The organism is Paenibacillus nasutitermitis (assembly GCF_014641075.1).
In the GTDB taxonomy this organism is placed as follows: Bacteria; Bacillota; Bacilli; order Paenibacillales; family Paenibacillaceae; genus Paenibacillus_Z; species Paenibacillus_Z nasutitermitis.
In genome coordinates this window covers 112,526-127,676 of sequence record NZ_BMHP01000009.1, presented here as the reverse complement: position 1 = coordinate 127,676, position 15,151 = coordinate 112,526, and the positions used below count along the sequence as shown (strand labels likewise).

General features: G+C 52.2%; 14 protein-coding genes. 4 read left to right on the top strand and 10 right to left on the bottom strand.

The features are described 5' to 3' along the window. Positions 1 to 234: 234 nt before the first annotated feature. The 7 genes from IEY46_RS32445 to IEY46_RS32415 all read right to left on the bottom strand — a co-directional run bounded on the left by IEY46_RS32445 (position 235) and on the right by IEY46_RS32415 (position 8,668). Positions 235 to 711 carry an HPP family protein gene (locus tag IEY46_RS32445; protein ID WP_188999393.1) on the bottom strand — a complete coding sequence of 159 codons (477 nt, stop codon included), beginning with the start codon at positions 709 to 711 and terminating at the stop codon, positions 235 to 237. A 252-nt stretch (positions 712 to 963) separates the two neighbouring features. Further along, positions 964 to 1,356 carry a GNAT family N-acetyltransferase gene (locus IEY46_RS32440; RefSeq protein ID WP_188999392.1) on the bottom strand — a complete coding sequence of 131 codons (393 nt, stop codon included), beginning with the start codon at positions 1,354 to 1,356 and terminating at the stop codon, positions 964 to 966. 258 nt (positions 1,357 to 1,614) lie between these two features. Beyond that, a complete protein-coding gene (locus IEY46_RS32435) occupies positions 1,615 to 3,450 on the bottom strand; it encodes an ABC transporter ATP-binding protein (protein WP_188999588.1) in 1,836 nt (611 codons plus the stop codon). Continuing rightward, on the bottom strand, positions 3,431 to 5,170 hold the full coding sequence (locus tag IEY46_RS32430; protein WP_188999390.1) for an ABC transporter ATP-binding protein: 1,740 nt from the start codon (positions 5,168 to 5,170) through the stop codon (positions 3,431 to 3,433). The genes IEY46_RS32435 and IEY46_RS32430 overlap by 20 nt, the downstream gene beginning before the upstream one ends. A 302-nt stretch (positions 5,171 to 5,472) precedes the next feature. Next, positions 5,473 to 6,450, bottom strand: coding sequence for a 2,3-diaminopropionate biosynthesis protein SbnB (locus IEY46_RS32425; protein ID WP_188999389.1), 978 nt, complete (start codon positions 6,448 to 6,450; stop codon positions 5,473 to 5,475). 14 nt (positions 6,451 to 6,464) lie between these two features. Continuing rightward, the gene (gene sbnA, locus IEY46_RS32420) at positions 6,465 to 7,430 is read right to left on the bottom strand and encodes a 2,3-diaminopropionate biosynthesis protein SbnA (protein ID WP_188999388.1); all 966 of its coding nucleotides are present in this window, start codon (positions 7,428 to 7,430) and stop codon (positions 6,465 to 6,467) included. After that, the gene (locus tag IEY46_RS32415; protein WP_229750700.1) at positions 7,427 to 8,668 is read right to left on the bottom strand and encodes a phenylacetate--CoA ligase family protein; all 1,242 of its coding nucleotides are present in this window, start codon (positions 8,666 to 8,668) and stop codon (positions 7,427 to 7,429) included. The genes sbnA and IEY46_RS32415 overlap by 4 nt, the downstream gene beginning before the upstream one ends. A gap of 195 nt (positions 8,669 to 8,863) precedes the next feature. Here IEY46_RS32415 and IEY46_RS32410 point away from each other — a divergent pair, with 195 nt between their 5' ends. The 3 genes from IEY46_RS32410 to IEY46_RS32400 all read left to right on the top strand — a co-directional run bounded on the left by IEY46_RS32410 (position 8,864) and on the right by IEY46_RS32400 (position 10,644). Continuing rightward, a complete protein-coding gene (locus tag IEY46_RS32410; RefSeq protein WP_188999386.1) occupies positions 8,864 to 9,667 on the top strand; it encodes a YheC/YheD family protein in 804 nt (267 codons plus the stop codon). Between the two features lie 78 nt (positions 9,668 to 9,745). Next, the gene (locus tag IEY46_RS32405) at positions 9,746 to 10,222 is read left to right on the top strand and encodes an ankyrin repeat domain-containing protein (RefSeq protein WP_188999384.1); all 477 of its coding nucleotides are present in this window, start codon (positions 9,746 to 9,748) and stop codon (positions 10,220 to 10,222) included. A 14-nt stretch (positions 10,223 to 10,236) separates the two neighbouring features. After that, the gene (locus IEY46_RS32400) at positions 10,237 to 10,644 is read left to right on the top strand and encodes a hypothetical protein (RefSeq protein WP_229750699.1); all 408 of its coding nucleotides are present in this window, start codon (positions 10,237 to 10,239) and stop codon (positions 10,642 to 10,644) included. Between the two features lie 147 nt (positions 10,645 to 10,791). Here IEY46_RS32400 and IEY46_RS32395 read toward each other — a convergent pair whose 3' ends face one another. Then, on the bottom strand, positions 10,792 to 11,187 hold the full coding sequence (locus tag IEY46_RS32395; RefSeq protein ID WP_229750698.1) for a VOC family protein: 396 nt from the start codon (positions 11,185 to 11,187) through the stop codon (positions 10,792 to 10,794). Between the two features lie 263 nt (positions 11,188 to 11,450). Here IEY46_RS32395 and IEY46_RS32390 point away from each other — a divergent pair, with 263 nt between their 5' ends. Next, on the top strand, positions 11,451 to 12,089 hold the full coding sequence (locus IEY46_RS32390) for a pentapeptide repeat-containing protein (protein ID WP_188999381.1): 639 nt from the start codon (positions 11,451 to 11,453) through the stop codon (positions 12,087 to 12,089). A 53-nt stretch (positions 12,090 to 12,142) separates the two neighbouring features. Here IEY46_RS32390 and IEY46_RS32385 read toward each other — a convergent pair whose 3' ends face one another. Then, entirely contained in the window at positions 12,143 to 13,258 is a 1,116-nt protein-coding gene (locus tag IEY46_RS32385) for a response regulator (protein WP_229750705.1), read from the bottom strand. Next, complete coding sequence (locus tag IEY46_RS32380) at positions 13,258 to 14,988, bottom strand: sensor histidine kinase (protein WP_188999375.1); 1,731 nt, start codon at positions 14,986 to 14,988, stop codon at positions 13,258 to 13,260. Before IEY46_RS32380 ends, IEY46_RS32385 begins: the two co-directional genes overlap by 1 nt. Positions 14,989 to 15,151: the final 163 nt, after the last annotated feature.

The following is a 15,151-nucleotide window of genomic DNA, read 5'->3' as shown; positions in this document are numbered from 1 at the left end:
AATGCCCACAAGCCACAACTTTTTTAGAACGCACATCTTTTGCCGGCCCAGTCAGGACGCGGCTTCCCGGGTCCGCCGCTGGTATTTTCGGTCCTTGGATCCTGCCGGACATGTCCTCCAACCCGCATACTAGGGGCGGTCACACCTTGGCCTGTGTATACGGTCAAGCGCACAAAAAAAGAGCACCCCGGCGAACGGAGGCGCTCTTTTGCAGAGTATGGAGGTGAATAGACGTCACTCGGACTTCGTCCATTCTCTTCTTCGGAGGAGGAAAGCGGAAAAGCCTCTCATCCGTTTCTCAACAGCAATTGCTAAGGTTAAGGTAAGCAGCAGCCCCAGCAACGACCCGCATACGGAAAGGGGCACCGTCCACAGCTCTGGAACTTGGGCAAAGAAGGGTATAAAGGAAACCGCCAGAATCGGGGGCGCATTCCATTTGAATTTCGTCATCAGCCAGATTGTTATCAAGATATTGGCCAATAAGGAAAACACTCCCGCGTCCAGATAGAACAATAATGTTCCTATGACGGAAGACAGGACCGCGCCGAGCGATATTTTGCTCAACTCTTTCAATTCCAGGGAACGTGTCGCAAAAAGCAAACTGAATGCACCCAGTGTAGGAAAAAACATCATATGAAGACTGGGATAATGCAAAGACAGCCAATAAATCAGTGTGATATATAGACAAATGGCTGCTATTTTAATATTCATGTGAGATATGATCCTTCTTTCCCTGACCTGAAACAGTCGATTGACACCTTCATTGGAGTCTACTTATTTTATATCGCTATTTTATACTTCGTCAATGCCTGGAAGATATTCTCTTGACAGGTAGAGGGTCTCTTTCATACTAGGCAATGTTTATCGAGATATAACCTTTTTACATTGGATAATAACTACAAAAAACCATCACAGGATCGTAATGGTTTTGGGTTAATGGATCGTTTTACTCGCTACGAGGTTTTAGGACGAGCTTACGCTGTTCGAGCTGTACGTGTCGGAAAATTCTTTCTCGCTTCTCTCCCATACGTCATCGTATTCGGCATTTTCCTTAAACTGCTCAAGCGCATAAGGGGCGGATGGAATGATCTTCCTCCCTTTATCCCGGGCTTCCTCCACGACCAGATCCAATAGCTGGCGCTCAAGCTCCGTTCCGTTGTAGGGCGCATCCATATGGATGCGATCAATCACCCAAGTGCCGACATCCGCCAGCTTGTAGCTGATCTCACCCACCTGACCGCCGATACCCCTCACTATGAAACCATTTCCCTGTTTTTCAATTTCCAATTCCGTTTCTATGGGCTCCTGCCTCTGAACGATGACATCGTCATTTCCTGTCCGGTTTCTCTCCGTCATAACTATTTGCACCTCCTGTTAATCTCATGGGACATTAATGTCTTCCTGATCCGCATTCCAGATTTGCAGCCTATGTCTGTTGTCTTCCTTCATTACCCCATGTGCCGGGCTTTGATGCAGCCGGAACAAATATCGATGAATCGGGGCAACGGGCGCCATACCAACGGAAGGCTCAACGCAAAAAAAGCCGACCCCGCCATAAGTACGGGATCGGCCGGATATCCGGTAGGGACAGCCGTATTCAAGGACCGGACAACCTTACTGCTCCAGCTGTCCGTGGAACAGCTCGCTGTACAGCCCCTCCTGGCTCAGCAGTTCTTCATGCGGCCCCTGCTCCACCAGTCGTCCATCCTTGAGCACCAGAATGCGGTCGGCCTCGCGGATGGTATTGAGCCGATGGGCGATGACGAAGCTGGTCCGCCCCTCCATCAGCCGCTTCAGACCCTCCTGGATTTTGATTTCGGAAACGGTGTCGATGCTGCTGGTTGCCTCGTCCAGCACAAGAATGGCCGGATCGGCCAGGATGGCGCGCGCGATGGCGAGCAGCTGCCGCTGCCCCTGGCTGATGCCGCTCCCGTCCGCGATCAACAAACGGTCGTAGCCGCCGGAAAGCCGCATGATAAACGAATGCGCGTTAGCCAGCTTGGCGGCCTCCTCTACCTGCTCATCGGTGGCGTCCAGCTTGCCGTAGCGTATATTATCGCGGATCGTACCTTCGAACAGGAAAGAATCTTGCAGCACAAAAGCCATATGGGAACGCAGGCTTTCCCGCCGGATGGACTGAATATCTCTTCCGTCCAGCGTGATCTTACCGCCGTCAGCGTCGTAAAAGCGCGACAGCAGCTGGATCAGCGAGGTCTTGCCGGCACCGGTAGGGCCGATAATCGCGATCGTTTCCCCCGGCTTCGCTTCGAAGCTGATCTGCTTAAGCGTTTCCCCCCCTTCCTCATAAGAGAAGGAAACCTCTTGAAACACCACTGCGCCTGAAACGGTGTCCAGGGATACAGCCGAACTCTCGTCCACATCTTCTTTCTCTTCATCCAGTACTTCAAACACCCGCTCCGCTCCGGCAATAGCCGACAGAAGCGTGTTCCACTGGTTCGCCAGATCGTTCAGAGGCCTTGTAAACTGGCGGGCATACTCGACAAATACAATAATAACGCCAACCGTTATCGCTCCCCGGATCGCCAATACGCCGCCGACACAGGCAATAATGGCAAAGCTCAGATTGTTGAGCCCATTCATCAGCTTGGGAATGAAGCCGGAGATCGTCTGCGCCCAGAAGCCTGACTGTTTAATACGCTCATTGCGCTTGCGGAACTCATGGATGACCCGCTCTTCCTGGGAGAACGCCTTAATAATCCGCTGACCGGACAAGGTCTCTTCCACAAATCCGTTCAGCTCCCCCAGATTCCGCTGGCGTTCCTTGAACAACGCCCCGGTCCGCCGCGTAATCCAGCGCATGCCAAGGGCCATTAACGGCACTACCAGAAAGGTCAGCAGCGTAAGCAGGGGGCTGAGCAGCAGCATCACTACAATCGTGCCTCCAAGCATCAGCACGCTGGAGAACAATTGGATCGCCGAGCTGTTCAGCGTCGAGCTTACGCTGTCGATATCATTGGTCATCCGGCTCATCAGATCGCCCTGCCGGCGTTTGCCGAAGAACGGTATGGGCAGACGGTGCAGCTGCTCGAAGAGATCGGTGCGCATCCGGAACACGGCCTCCTGGGCAATCTGGATCATCCAGATATTCTGCAGCCAGCCGACAACGGATTGAAGCACATACACGCAGGCCAGTCCCAGCAGAAACAGCAGCCACGGCCTGCCTCCGGGTCCTTCCAGGTAATCGTCAATCGCCATTCCGATCAGGTAGGGACCCAGCAGCGTGAGCCCGGAGCTTGCAATAACCATCAGCAGGACGAGCGTCAGACGGCCTTTTCGGTGGGCCAGGTATTGCCAGATCCGTCTTAGGGTTCCCTGCCAATCCTTTGCTTTGGCTTTGGCCCGTTTGCCGGACTGGGAACTGCCGGGTGCTGCCGCATCTTTCCCAAGCGGTCTGGGGTACCGGAAGGGCTCACTTAAAGCTTCCCACATGAGCGGTCCCCTCCTTCCCGAATTGAGATTCATAAATACGGCGGTACAGGGAATTGCCGGCCATCAGCTGCTCATGGGTGCCTTGAGCGATCAGGCTTCCCTCATCCAGCAGCAGGATCTGATCCGCTCCGACCGTGGAGCTGATCTTCTGGGTGATCAGCAGCGTCGTACAGGCCATTTCCTTCAGGGCGTGCAAAAGCGCCGCCTCTGTCCGCACATCAAGCGCGCTGGTACTGTCGTCCAGCAGCAGAATAGCCGGCTTGCGGATCAAAGCCCGGGCGATCGACAGCCTTTGCTTCTGGCCGCCGGAGAGGTTGATGCCCCTCTGCCCCAGCTGCGTTTGGTAGCCATCCGGCAGCTTTTCGATCGTCTCGTGGATTTGCGCCATTCTGGCTGCTTCCACAACCTGCTCCATGCTTGCATCTTCAAGCCCCCAGGCGATGTTATCGCGTATCGTGCCGGAGAAGAGCAGCACCTCTTGAGAGACATAACCAATGGAGCGGTGCAAAAATTCAAGATCCAGCTCGCGGGCATCCCTTCCGTCGATCCGGACTACGCCTGCGGTCTGCTCGTAGAGGCGCAGAACGAGCTGCATCAGCGAGGATTTTCCCGATCCGGTAGCCCCCATAATCGCGGCGGTTTCACCCGGTTGGATCTTGAAGGAAATATCTGTCAGTACGCGTGCGTCCGTATGCGGATAAAGGAAGGAAACCTGATCGAATTCCACGCTTCCTGCGCAAGACTCTACCGGGATATGACCGGAGTGGACCCGCGCCTTGCTGTCCGTCTCCAGCGCTTCGTCGATCCGCTGCGCCGATGCGCGCGCCCTGGACAAGGTAGCCACAATCATGGAGAAAGCGGACAGCGCGCCCGCGGTTCGCAGCGAATAATTCACAACCGCCACGACCTCGCCTGATGTAGCGCTGCCCACGCCAATCTGTTGATGACCAAACCACAGGACCGCAATGATGCCGGCGTTCATAATCAGCAGAATAAAAGGCATCGTCATCTCGGTGAGCCGCAGCGCTGAGACCGTGCTCCCCATGAGTTCCCCGCTGAGCCGGTCAAACCGGCCTGCTTCTTCCTTGCGCCGGACAAACACGCGGATCAGCCGCATGCCCGTCAAATTCTCCTGCATCACGCGATTGACCGTGTCCAGCTTCATTTGGACCTTTTTAAACAATACGGACGCTTTCTTCATAATCCATACGACAAATACCAAGAGTGCCGGAACGGTTAGGGTCAAGAGGAGCCCCAACTGAAGATGCACAACAAGCGCCATGACAATGCTGCCGATCACGACAAGCGGCATCCGGAGCATAAACCGCAAACCCATAAATACCGTGTCCAGAAGCTGTGTAACATCATTGGTTAACCGGGTGATCAGCGATGAAGTGGCGAACCGGTTAAACACCGCATAAGAAAACGCCTGCACCTTTGTATAAAGGGCTTCCCGGATATCGAAAGCAAATCCCTGACTCGTATGCGAAGCAAAAAACGAGCTCAGAATGCCGGCGCCGAATGCCACAATCGAGCCGCCAACGAGCAATCCGCCCCATAACAGCACCACTGACGTGTCCTTCTGCGTGATTCCTTCATCGATAATGACGGCGATCAGAAACGGCTGTATCAGCTCCAGCGCCAGTTCAATCAGCATCATCAAGACTGCCATGCCGGCAGCGAGCCGGTACTTCCCCAAATAACGAAAAATAATAGTCATGCTCTGTTTTCCTCCGCCAAGTTTTAAACACTTACCTGCACAGCATCAACTCACCATTACCCTGTTGCCGCTCTCCAATAGCCTTGAGCAATCCAAATTTCATCTTTCTATTATATACCTGGGTACGGCATGAAAGCGATTCAAAAATCAATCACCCTATTGCTGCCAGGATCTCCTATTCCTCCGTAAGCTTGTCCATATGCAGTAAAAAAGAAACGCAAACCCGGCCGTGTGGGAGGATGCGCGTTTCTTCCAACAACAACGATCAGAAAAGAACAAGAGGAGGCTGGTTCGCTGGCCGCTCAAGATAAATTTCCCTCCAGCGCCTTGCCTATCCCGAGCCGCAGTGCCTCATGATAGTAGCAGGCGGCGATCGCAATATCGAATACGGCAAGGCCCATCGGACTGAATAATACCGGCTCCTCCGCAGGGAATGCGGCCAGTCTGTCCCGGCACACCGCATCCGGGAAGGAGACCGTATCGGATTCCATCAGGCCGAAGCGTTTGTGAAGCTGCTCCACATCCGTATCCTCGCGGCATACTTCTCCCCAATCGTCCACCACGACAACCTTCAGGCCCGCCAAGCTTTCTGGCATATAATCGCGAAGGGAGACGTGAAGCAGAAGAGCACCTGCAGGAGGCTGCTCGTCAAGATACCTCATGGGCGAGACTGTACAGGTGATAAAGATATCCGCGCTGCGGAAGACCGGACGCCAATCATCCGCAATGGCAGTCACGGCTTGAAGCGTTTCGGGCACGGATGCGGGATCAATGCCATTCGGGTCATATAAAGTAACACTTTGTATGACTTCGCCGAGCAATTCCCGGCACATGTCCAGATGAAGCCGGCCTACGGGTCCCCATCCCAGCATGCCGATCCGCAGACCGCCCGGTTTTCTTCTTTTGAGAAAAGCCTCCATCATCAATCCGCTGACCGCTGCGGTGCGCAGCCCGCTCAGCAATGCGCTGTGAATGAACGCAAGCGGCCTGCCCGTCACAGGCTCATTCAGAATCATCGTGTTGTGGGCACGCGGCAGGCCAAGACGGTGATTATGGGGAAAGCTGGCGATCCATTTGATACCGGCCATCCGGATGCTGCCCCCCACATAGGCAGGCATGGCGATGATCCGGTTGTCCGGGTCGCCAAAGCGCAAGTAAGGCTTCAGCGGATGGACACAATCCGACGTGTGCTGAATCCCTGCTACATCCCGGATGATGCCGGTCAGCTTCCTCCAATCAATTCCGATGCTGCGGATATCTTTGTCGTTCAAATAGATCATCGTATGTTCTCCCTTTAAGTAAGCCATTCATCGCCCAATTCCCGGCGGACCCATTCATCGTTATATACCGATGCCAGATACCGCTCGCCGCGGTCCGGCAGAATCACCGCACATACGGCCCCGGCCGGAATGCTGTCCCTCATTCTGCTTACGGCGGCAATTACGCCTCCGGAGGAGGCGCCAGCCAATATCCCTTCATAACGGACGAGATCGCGGCAGCCCCGGACGCACTCGGCATCCGTTACGTACAGCAGATGATCCTGCATATCCCTCTGGAACAAGCCAGGCGCGATGCCAGCGCCCAGACCAGGCAAACTGCGTGCGCCTTTCTCTCCGCCAAATATGACGCTGCCGGCAGCATCCACCGCCACGATCCGTGTCGGCCACCCCCGGCTGCGAATGTACTCCCGGCAGCCGCGAATCGTTCCGCATGAGCTGACCCCGCAGAACAGATAATCGACCGGCCCCAGCTGCTCGCCAATTTCCCGCATGGTCGTCTCGGCGTGTGCCCGGTAGTTGTCCGGATTGGCATACTGATTCGTCCAATAGGCGTGCGGTATTTGCTGAAGCAGCTCCTGCACTCTGCGGATACGGGCAGGCAAAAACTCGCCTGTCGAAGCATCAGGCTCCGCTACCAGTTCGATTTCGCCATGGAGGGCGGCAATAATTTGTTTATGCTGCCCGGTCGTGCGGGGATCGACCACACAGATGAACCTCAGTCCCAGATAGCAGCATAGTTGGGCCAGGCTGATTGCCATGTTGCCGGAGCTTGATTCAATAATGACGGTTTCACCGGTAATATCCCCGCGGCGAATCGCCTCCCGCAGCATGAACAGAGCAGGCCTGTCTTTGGCGCTTCCCCCCGGATTCATCCATTCCAGCTTGGCGTAGACCTCGAAAGGCTCGTCTTGGAACAGCCGGCTCAAACCGATAAGCGGAGTCCCTCCGATGGCTTCGGCAATGCCTCCTTCCAGCTTCATGCTGTTCCCCCCTGCTCGTAGCTGACGGTTTTGTTCTTAATGGATCTGCGCGCAAGCGAGTCATCGAATACGCCCTGAAGGACCTGGATCTCACCGAGAATCCGCGACTGTATCATAATCCCGATCTCCGGAATTCTCCTCTCCAGGTCATGACGGATTTTCTCCAGCGTTTGCGGTTCTGCTTCCGGGCCGCATACCTGTACGCTCAGCGCGTTGCCCGCTACTTTTACCCGGATGCTGGCTTCGGGCAGATGCTCCAATACCACATTCTCGATGTCATACAGACTGATTTTCTCTCCATGCTTCAGTTCGGGGCCAATCCGCTTCACCAGACTGTGAAAGCTCTGCCTGGGCTTTCCGTCCACCACGATCCATCGAAGATCGCGGACCACATCATAGGTAACATAACGAATCGCAGGGAACGAATCTCTGCATGCAGAGGTCAGAACAAGCACCCGCTCCTCGGCAGCCGAAAGCGGCTCAAGCCCATCCCCCAGCACCTCCGTGCCGACGCCTTCGGCGAAAAGCCCTTCCGCCAGCAAATACCGGCCATGCCTGTGCGAATAATAAGCAATCGTTCCGATTTCAATAGAGCCGTACGTATCCGTTATCTGCTCCGTTCCAATGGAGAGACGGCGCGCCGCGCTGCGAATCCAGGATGGGGCCGCCATCTCACCGACCAGAATAACATGGCGGATGCCAAACGCTGCCGGGTCGCCGGATGCCTGCAGGATGCGGTCCAATAGGGATGGCATCGTGTACAGCACCTCAGGGCGGAATTCAGCCAGCCGCTCGATATGCCGTTCGATGGGCAGACGGAAGGACAACGAATCCACTTCCATGCCCAGTTCGCGAAATACCTGGACCGCCGTGGCTTCGGCATGCCCTGTGCCCACATCCGCGATGGCCGTCCGGTAACGGCCGCCCAGAATGAGGCCAAGCACTTCGCGCTTGATCTGAAGGTAGGCTTCTTCATCGGCAGGAGAATAAAAAATCGCCTTGCGCCGGTTCGAGCTGGTACCGGAGGTCCGGTACAGGTTCATTCCCTCGCCGGCAGCAAGCGGATTATCTGCGGTATAGTAATGCGTCTCCAGTATCCCGGCTGTAATCAAGGGCAGCTGACTCCACTGCTCCGTGGAGGTCTGATCGGTACGTCCGCTGGGCAGCATAGGGGAATACCAGGGAAAACGATTTCCCATCCGTTCAATCGTCCGCTTAAGGTCGGCAGGCCGGATCATAGACTTTCCTCCTTGCATTCGGGGTTTAATTCAAAAAATGCTAGTTCCGACACCCAACATGTGACTTTATATCCTATGCTGCAAGGACTCCGGGCGTTCGCCTACCCTATTAATCCCCCTTCAAAGCCCGTCACCAGTGCCTATGCGCAGCCATATACTAAAGGGAAGTCAGGTATCGTAAAAGGAGAGACAACCATGCAAAGTAGACGCACCTGCGTATCAAGCAAGCTGCGCAAGACCCGCATTGTCATGCGCGACCGGAAGCTGGCCAGTCATGTGCCCGCAACCCGTCTATTCTCAAGAAGCCAGCTAGCTGTTATGCTGAAACGGTATGGCATGGTTTATGTAAAGCCTGATACGGGATCGCTTGGGATCGGGGTCATGCGGGTGGAGAAAACTGCAGGCGCCTATCGTTATCAGGCAGGCACCCGCATCTGCGTCTTACGCACCTTCGCGGAATTGTATGATTCCATCCGGCGGCAGGCTGGCAGCCGGACTTATTTGGTACAGAAAGGCATTCATGTGCTGCGGCATATGGGCCGTCCGTTTGATTTCCGTATCATGATTCAAAAAGGCCCATCCGGCAACTGGAAGCCGACCGGAGCAGCCGGACGCGTAGCCCATCCCCGCAAAGCGGTTACCAACGGGAGCCAGGGAGGCAGCATTTACCCCGTCGATGCGCTGATCGTCCCGCTGGCAAGCAAAAAAGCGTCAAGCCGCCTCCTGAAAGAGATGTACCGTATGGCCAAGTTGACAGCCGACCGGTTCAATCAGACCTACCCGGCGATGAATGAGCTCGGACTGGATATAGCCGTAGACCGGCGGCTGAAGCCATGGCTGCTGGAAGTCAATACCCGTCCGGACCCCTGTCCGTTCACCAAGCTTCCCGATAAAACCATGATCAACACCATCGTCGCCTATGGAAAGGCTTATGGCCGGCGTTATTGTCTGACCTGCTCCAAATCCAGGAAAGGAGCCTCCCCCAAACGCTTAATATAATTCCCATGGATGTGCTTCAAATTCTATTAAACTGGATTAAATAGTAAAGAGTTCTAAATAGAGAGGACAAGACCACTAATGGCCTATACATTCGAAGATTTATATGAAGCTGCGGAAGAGGGGGAATTCAAAAAACTGAAAAAGATCCTGGGCGCGGATCCCTCGCTCATTACGGGAAAAGACGATTATGAGTTTAGCGTGCTGCATGGAGCCGTGATGACGGAAAACACAAAGATGACCAGGTATTTGCTTGATCAGGGTGCAGATGTGAACGCAACAAATGATGAAGGCATTTCCCCTTTGCACATTGCTCTGTATCCCGCCATTGTTAAATGCCTGTTGGAAGGCGGTGCCGATATCAATAAGAAATCCTCGGACGGCAGCACGCCTTTACATACGCAAGCCGCTGATGGTGAAGAACGCCTGGATGTCGTTGAACTCCTTCTTGCCAAAGGCGCGGATCCAAGCATAACGAATAACGACGGACAAACCCCGCTGGATATTGCAAAGGCCAGGCAAGAAGAAGAGATGATTGAACTGCTCAGTCAAAAATAGGGGGATTTTGTTTTTTGATTGGGGTTGGAAAGCGAGGTGAATGCTATTTGACTGCTTTTATTGTGATCATCGTTCTTTTCTCATTACTGACGGCGTCCCTTACAATCTCAAAAGTTGTCAAGGGATTGCGGGCCCACAAAAACCGTACCCTGCAGCGCAAGGCGGTTCTCGCGGGCGGCATGTCTGCACAAGCGGTGATCAATTCGATCCGGCAAACCAATGTACAAGTTGACGATCAACCAGAAGTTTTGCTGGACCTGACCGTCACCAAGCAGGATGGCGAGGTTGTCCATACCGTAGTAAAGACGGCGATTCAGATCGTGAATATTCCCGCGTTTCAAAAAGGAAATATCATTGAAGTCAAATATTTGACGGTAGACGACACGCAGCAATTTGAAGTTGTAGGCGCCTATTTGCCATGAGACGAAATGGATGATAAGGACGCAAGCTCACGCTCTTTCTCACAACGGACAGGGCGGGGCTTTTTGTGCTATCATGTTGTTCGGGATGAACGCCGGCTGCTCATAGTCATTCATGCGAAGAGTTCGTTCCTCGAACCACAGCGGCCGCTAGAAGCCATTATGTTGTACAAGATCCAGACGATTGCCGTACAGGTCCTCAAATACCACCTCAACTCCCCATGGCACATCTGCAGGTTCTCCGAAAAATGTTACCCCTTTCGACTTCATCATGCTGTAATCGCGGCGACAATCATTGGTATGGACAACAAGAAAGACATGATTGGCTGCTTGATTGCCGACTCGTTCTTTCTTCCCGGGAGTGTCCGCCTCAACGAAAACAACCGCAGTTTCCGAATCTTTGGAAGGCGCCACCGCGACCCATCGCATGCCTTCGCCAAATGTGTTGTCGGATAACAGCACGAACCCCGCTTTGTTCGTATAGAATTCAATGGCATCATCGTAATTGTTCACCAACAATGTAACATGGCCTAATTTTTTCTTCATCATCTCACTCCTTAATGTCATTTTATCCCTTAAGTATACGAAACAAAAAAAACCATTACCAGTGTCAACTTAACGCTCGTAATGGCCTGTCCGATTCGTTATACCTATTTTTTGAAAACAGTTGCCGCTGCCCGGGAAGATCAAGGAGCCTACTGCCGACAAGGTACCGGCTGCATTCAGGTCCACGGATGCCTTGAAGTATCCAATAACGAGATAATCGAAGACATATACCTTATAATGGGATAAGGGAGGAGGTTATCATTTTGAACAAAAAGCAATTTACTGCAAGATGGAACGACGAGCAGCTCGCTGAAGTCAATCAAGGATTGGCCTTGGTTTGCGGCAAACAAAATCTGCATAAAAAAGAACGGCTCTTCCCCTCCTCCCCATTCGGTCAGACCGATGCCGGACTGGAGGATTTCCGGGGAGTCGCATTGGCTGAGACGATTCAGTACCTGACTGTACAGCAGGTTGATCTGTCTTATGCCCGTTTCGTGGAGAATACAAGTTTGAGCACCTCAAAATTTATGAATTGTTGCTTTGATGGGGTCAAGATGAATGGCAGGTATATGTCACGTCAATTCAGCCACTGCTCGTTTCGAGGGGTAAATCTGAATAATGCGAGGATTAGCGAGCAATTTGAGGATTGCGATTTTACTGGAAGTAATTTAAGCAAAGCAATAGCGAGCGACGCCACGTTCACGCGATGCTGTTTTTCTGATGTTAATTTTCGCGGGGCCATGTTTATGTATTGCCGGTTTGAGGAATGCAGCTTTGAAGGAGCTGTATTTCATTACAGTTCCTTGGCTGGAAGCCGTTTTACGGGAGAGACAAGCCTGCTTCCTGATTGGGGAAATACGATACTGGACCACGTCAAAGTCAATGGGGAAGCTCTCGCATAACGGTATGGTTAATGATTAATGACATAAAATCCCCTCTCCTGGTCGGAAGGGGATTACTGATATTGATCATAGAGCTGCTGAATACGCTCCGATGGCTGAAGGCCAAGCTCATCAAACAGTAATTGCGTATATTGCTTATATGCGATATGAAGGGATCGCTGGTCCCCCATGGCTCCGTATATATTCAGCAGCAGCAGATTGGAGTCTTCCTCAAATTCATTGCGCATGACCATTCTTCTGGCCATTTGCGCTGCTTCTCTGAATTGCTTCCGAGCCAGCAGCCAGCTTGCCAGACGCTTGGAGAAGGAATCATAAATCAATGCCAGACGCTCGCGTTCCACCGTTAACCATATGAAAGATTTATCCTCGAAAAGCTCTCCGGCGAACCGTTTCTCAAGCTCTATGGCTGCCGCTTCATTCTCTTCGTTGATTTCGGATAGTTTCTCCACGCCTTGCTCAAATTGAATAAAGTCAACATCTGCCTGATCCAAATCAATACGATACTGTTCTTGCGCGGAGATGACGATCTCCTTGAACCCATGCGGCGACAACGCTTTCCTAAGCTGGTAGACCGCTGTATGAAGATAGGTTTCCGCGTTCTTAAGAGGCATATCCGGGAAGATATCCTCCAGCATTCGGACTTTGGCTGCACTCCGGCCCCGATGAACCACCAAATAGGCGAACAGCTCCATGCTTTTTTTGGAAATCCATTTCACAGCACCTGCTTGTTTGCTGCTGGCCTCCAGGCAGCCCAATCCCCGAACGGTCAACCGATGAGGCGAGCGCTCACCAGCGTCATCTGAAGAAGCGCCGCTTCTGCCAGCCGCCCTCGCGATCGTCTGGGCCAGACGAGTTCTGGAAACCGGCTTAACGATATAGTCCAATGGATAAACATCGTAAGCGTGAAGCGCATATTCCGTATGTGAGGTTGTAAATACGATGCCAAGCTTCGGACGGATCAAGCGCAAACTGCGGGCCAGCTCCAATCCATTGTCCGCAGCGATCTGAATGTCCAGGAATGCCAGATCCACATCATTATTCCGAACAAATGCCAGCACCTCTGCCGCATTCCGGAAGCTTCCCACCAGCTCCACGTCTTCCATAGTCGACAGCATCCGCTTCATGGCCAGCAGCATGGCAGGCTCATCGTCAACCAGGAGAACTTTCATCACGTATGTTCCCCTCTCATGGTGAAATAAAATATGCTTCCTTGCCCTTTTGTACTTTCCACCCATAAGCTCCCGCCGCTTCGTTGTACGAACTGCCGGCTTACGAGCAGCCCAAGCCCGGCCCCCTTCTCTTCCATAGTACCGGGCATGGAGCTGAGCTGCTTCCCGCCGAACAGCTGACGAACCTGCTCCTCCTCCATACCTACCCCGTTGTCGCGAACGGAAACGATCACCATGTCGCCCGATAACTCGGCGTGCACATGGACGCTGCCGCCCAATCTGGTAAATTTGATCGCGTTGGATAACAGATTGCGAATAATTAATCCAAGCGCTTCCCGGTCGGCATACACACGAGTACCTGAAGCAATTCTATTCGTTACCGTGATCTGTTTGGCCTCGTTATTCATATGCAGCGCATGACAACATTCCTCCACGACCTCGGACAATTCCAATGACTGCGGACGAAGTGCCAGGTCTTCCCGCTGGCTGCGGAACCATTCTAATAGATTGGTAGTCATTCCCAGCGTATTGCGAATTTGATCGCCCAACATCTCCACGATCTCCCGGTGATCCTTACCGAGACTGTCTTTATCATCTTCCAGCAATTCAATGAGCTGATACTGCATCGCCAACGGGCTGCGAATGTCATGCGACACGATTGTAAATAATTGATCCTTCATATCGTTGAGCCGGGCAATCTGCTCCAAATGCCGTTGTTTCTCCGTAATATCAAAGATAAGAGAAATACTGCCCTGCCTCTGCTTACGCTGTGTATGCAGCGGATATACGTTCACACTGTAAATTCTTCTTTCTCCATCGAGCCAGATGTCAATCTCTGCATTACCCTGCTGCATAGACATGCACAACCGGTGCCAATCTGGCCAAACTGCCAACAGTTCGGCAATATTCCGGCCGGAGACGGATCCATGGCCCATCTTCGAAAACCATCGGGATGCCTGTTTATTGCTGTCAATGATCTGCCCTGAAGCATTCGCAATCAGAATACTTTCCTGAAGCGTATCCAGCACCATATTTCTGGCAAAAGGAACGATAGAGAAAAACTTGTACCGAAGTATTATGACGAGCATGAACATCCCAATAAATCCGCAATAAACCGTTAGCGGAAGCAGCCACGGCGACCAATGGGGGTTCGTGAATTTTATAATTTCAAAAATAAACGAAAATGAGGCCAGAAACAAAACCCACATGACCGGCTTACGCAAATCGCTGCGGATATTCCGTATATAGTGAAATAAAAAATAAAAACATAGGACGATAATGCTATAACAAATCATAGAGAACGTCATGGAATAGACGGTTCTCTTCGTGATTAATTGACCGTCAATCAGTTCAATCGTGCGATAAATCAGATGCAAATCGGAATCGAACCACATCAGCAGCGACCATAAGGCGAACGCCGTGAATAGCATAATCTTCCATGGTGTTCGTAATAATTTGTCGCGGCCGATCAATTCAAGCGTAAACAATAAAAAGAAAGGCACCATTAAATTAAGCGCCGTTAGGTGCATATTGCGAAATATCAGCTTCTCCATTAATAAATCGCTGCTTTTCTCCAGAACGACACCGCTTGCATAAATAATCCGGCATATAATTAAACCGAGCAGATAGCTTACGCCGCGTTCTCTTCTGTGCCCATATACAGTGATAAAAATAATGCACATCATCATCACGGAAGCAATCATGAAGACAAGCTCTATAGTGGGATTCATGAGGTAGGTCCCTTTAGGTTTGAGGTATTCTTTTCTCTCAATATAGTATACGAAACCATATCATGCAAGAAAAAGAAAAAAAAGCAAACGATGTAGAAACCCGTTTCACAAGGATAAAATTTAAAAAAACCTATATAACAGGAATTTATTCCCATTATATAGG

Bases quoted from the DNA above. Each gene is read 5' to 3' on its own strand.
- IEY46_RS32445 (WP_188999393.1), bottom strand. From the start codon at position 711: ATGAATATTAAAATAGCAGCCATTTGTCTATATATCACACTGATTTAT.
- IEY46_RS32440 (WP_188999392.1), bottom strand. From the start codon at position 1,356: ATGACGGAGAGAAACCGGACAGGAAATGACGATGTCATCGTTCAGAGG.
- IEY46_RS32435 (WP_188999588.1), bottom strand. From the start codon at position 3,450: ATGTGGGAAGCTTTAAGTGAGCCCTTCCGGTACCCCAGACCGCTTGGG.
- IEY46_RS32430 (WP_188999390.1), bottom strand. From the start codon at position 5,170: ATGACTATTATTTTTCGTTATTTGGGGAAGTACCGGCTCGCTGCCGGC.
- IEY46_RS32425 (WP_188999389.1), bottom strand. From the start codon at position 6,450: ATGATCTATTTGAACGACAAAGATATCCGCAGCATCGGAATTGATTGG.
- sbnA (WP_188999388.1), bottom strand. From the start codon at position 7,430: ATGAAGCTGGAAGGAGGCATTGCCGAAGCCATCGGAGGGACTCCGCTT.
- IEY46_RS32415 (WP_229750700.1), bottom strand. From the start codon at position 8,668: ATGATCCGGCCTGCCGACCTTAAGCGGACGATTGAACGGATGGGAAAT.
- IEY46_RS32410 (WP_188999386.1), top strand. From the start codon at position 8,864: ATGCAAAGTAGACGCACCTGCGTATCAAGCAAGCTGCGCAAGACCCGC.
- IEY46_RS32405 (WP_188999384.1), top strand. From the start codon at position 9,746: ATGGCCTATACATTCGAAGATTTATATGAAGCTGCGGAAGAGGGGGAA.
- IEY46_RS32395 (WP_229750698.1), bottom strand. From the start codon at position 11,187: ATGAAGAAAAAATTAGGCCATGTTACATTGTTGGTGAACAATTACGAT.
- IEY46_RS32385 (WP_229750705.1), bottom strand. From the start codon at position 13,258: ATGAAAGTTCTCCTGGTTGACGATGAGCCTGCCATGCTGCTGGCCATG.
- IEY46_RS32380 (WP_188999375.1), bottom strand. From the start codon at position 14,988: ATGAATCCCACTATAGAGCTTGTCTTCATGATTGCTTCCGTGATGATG.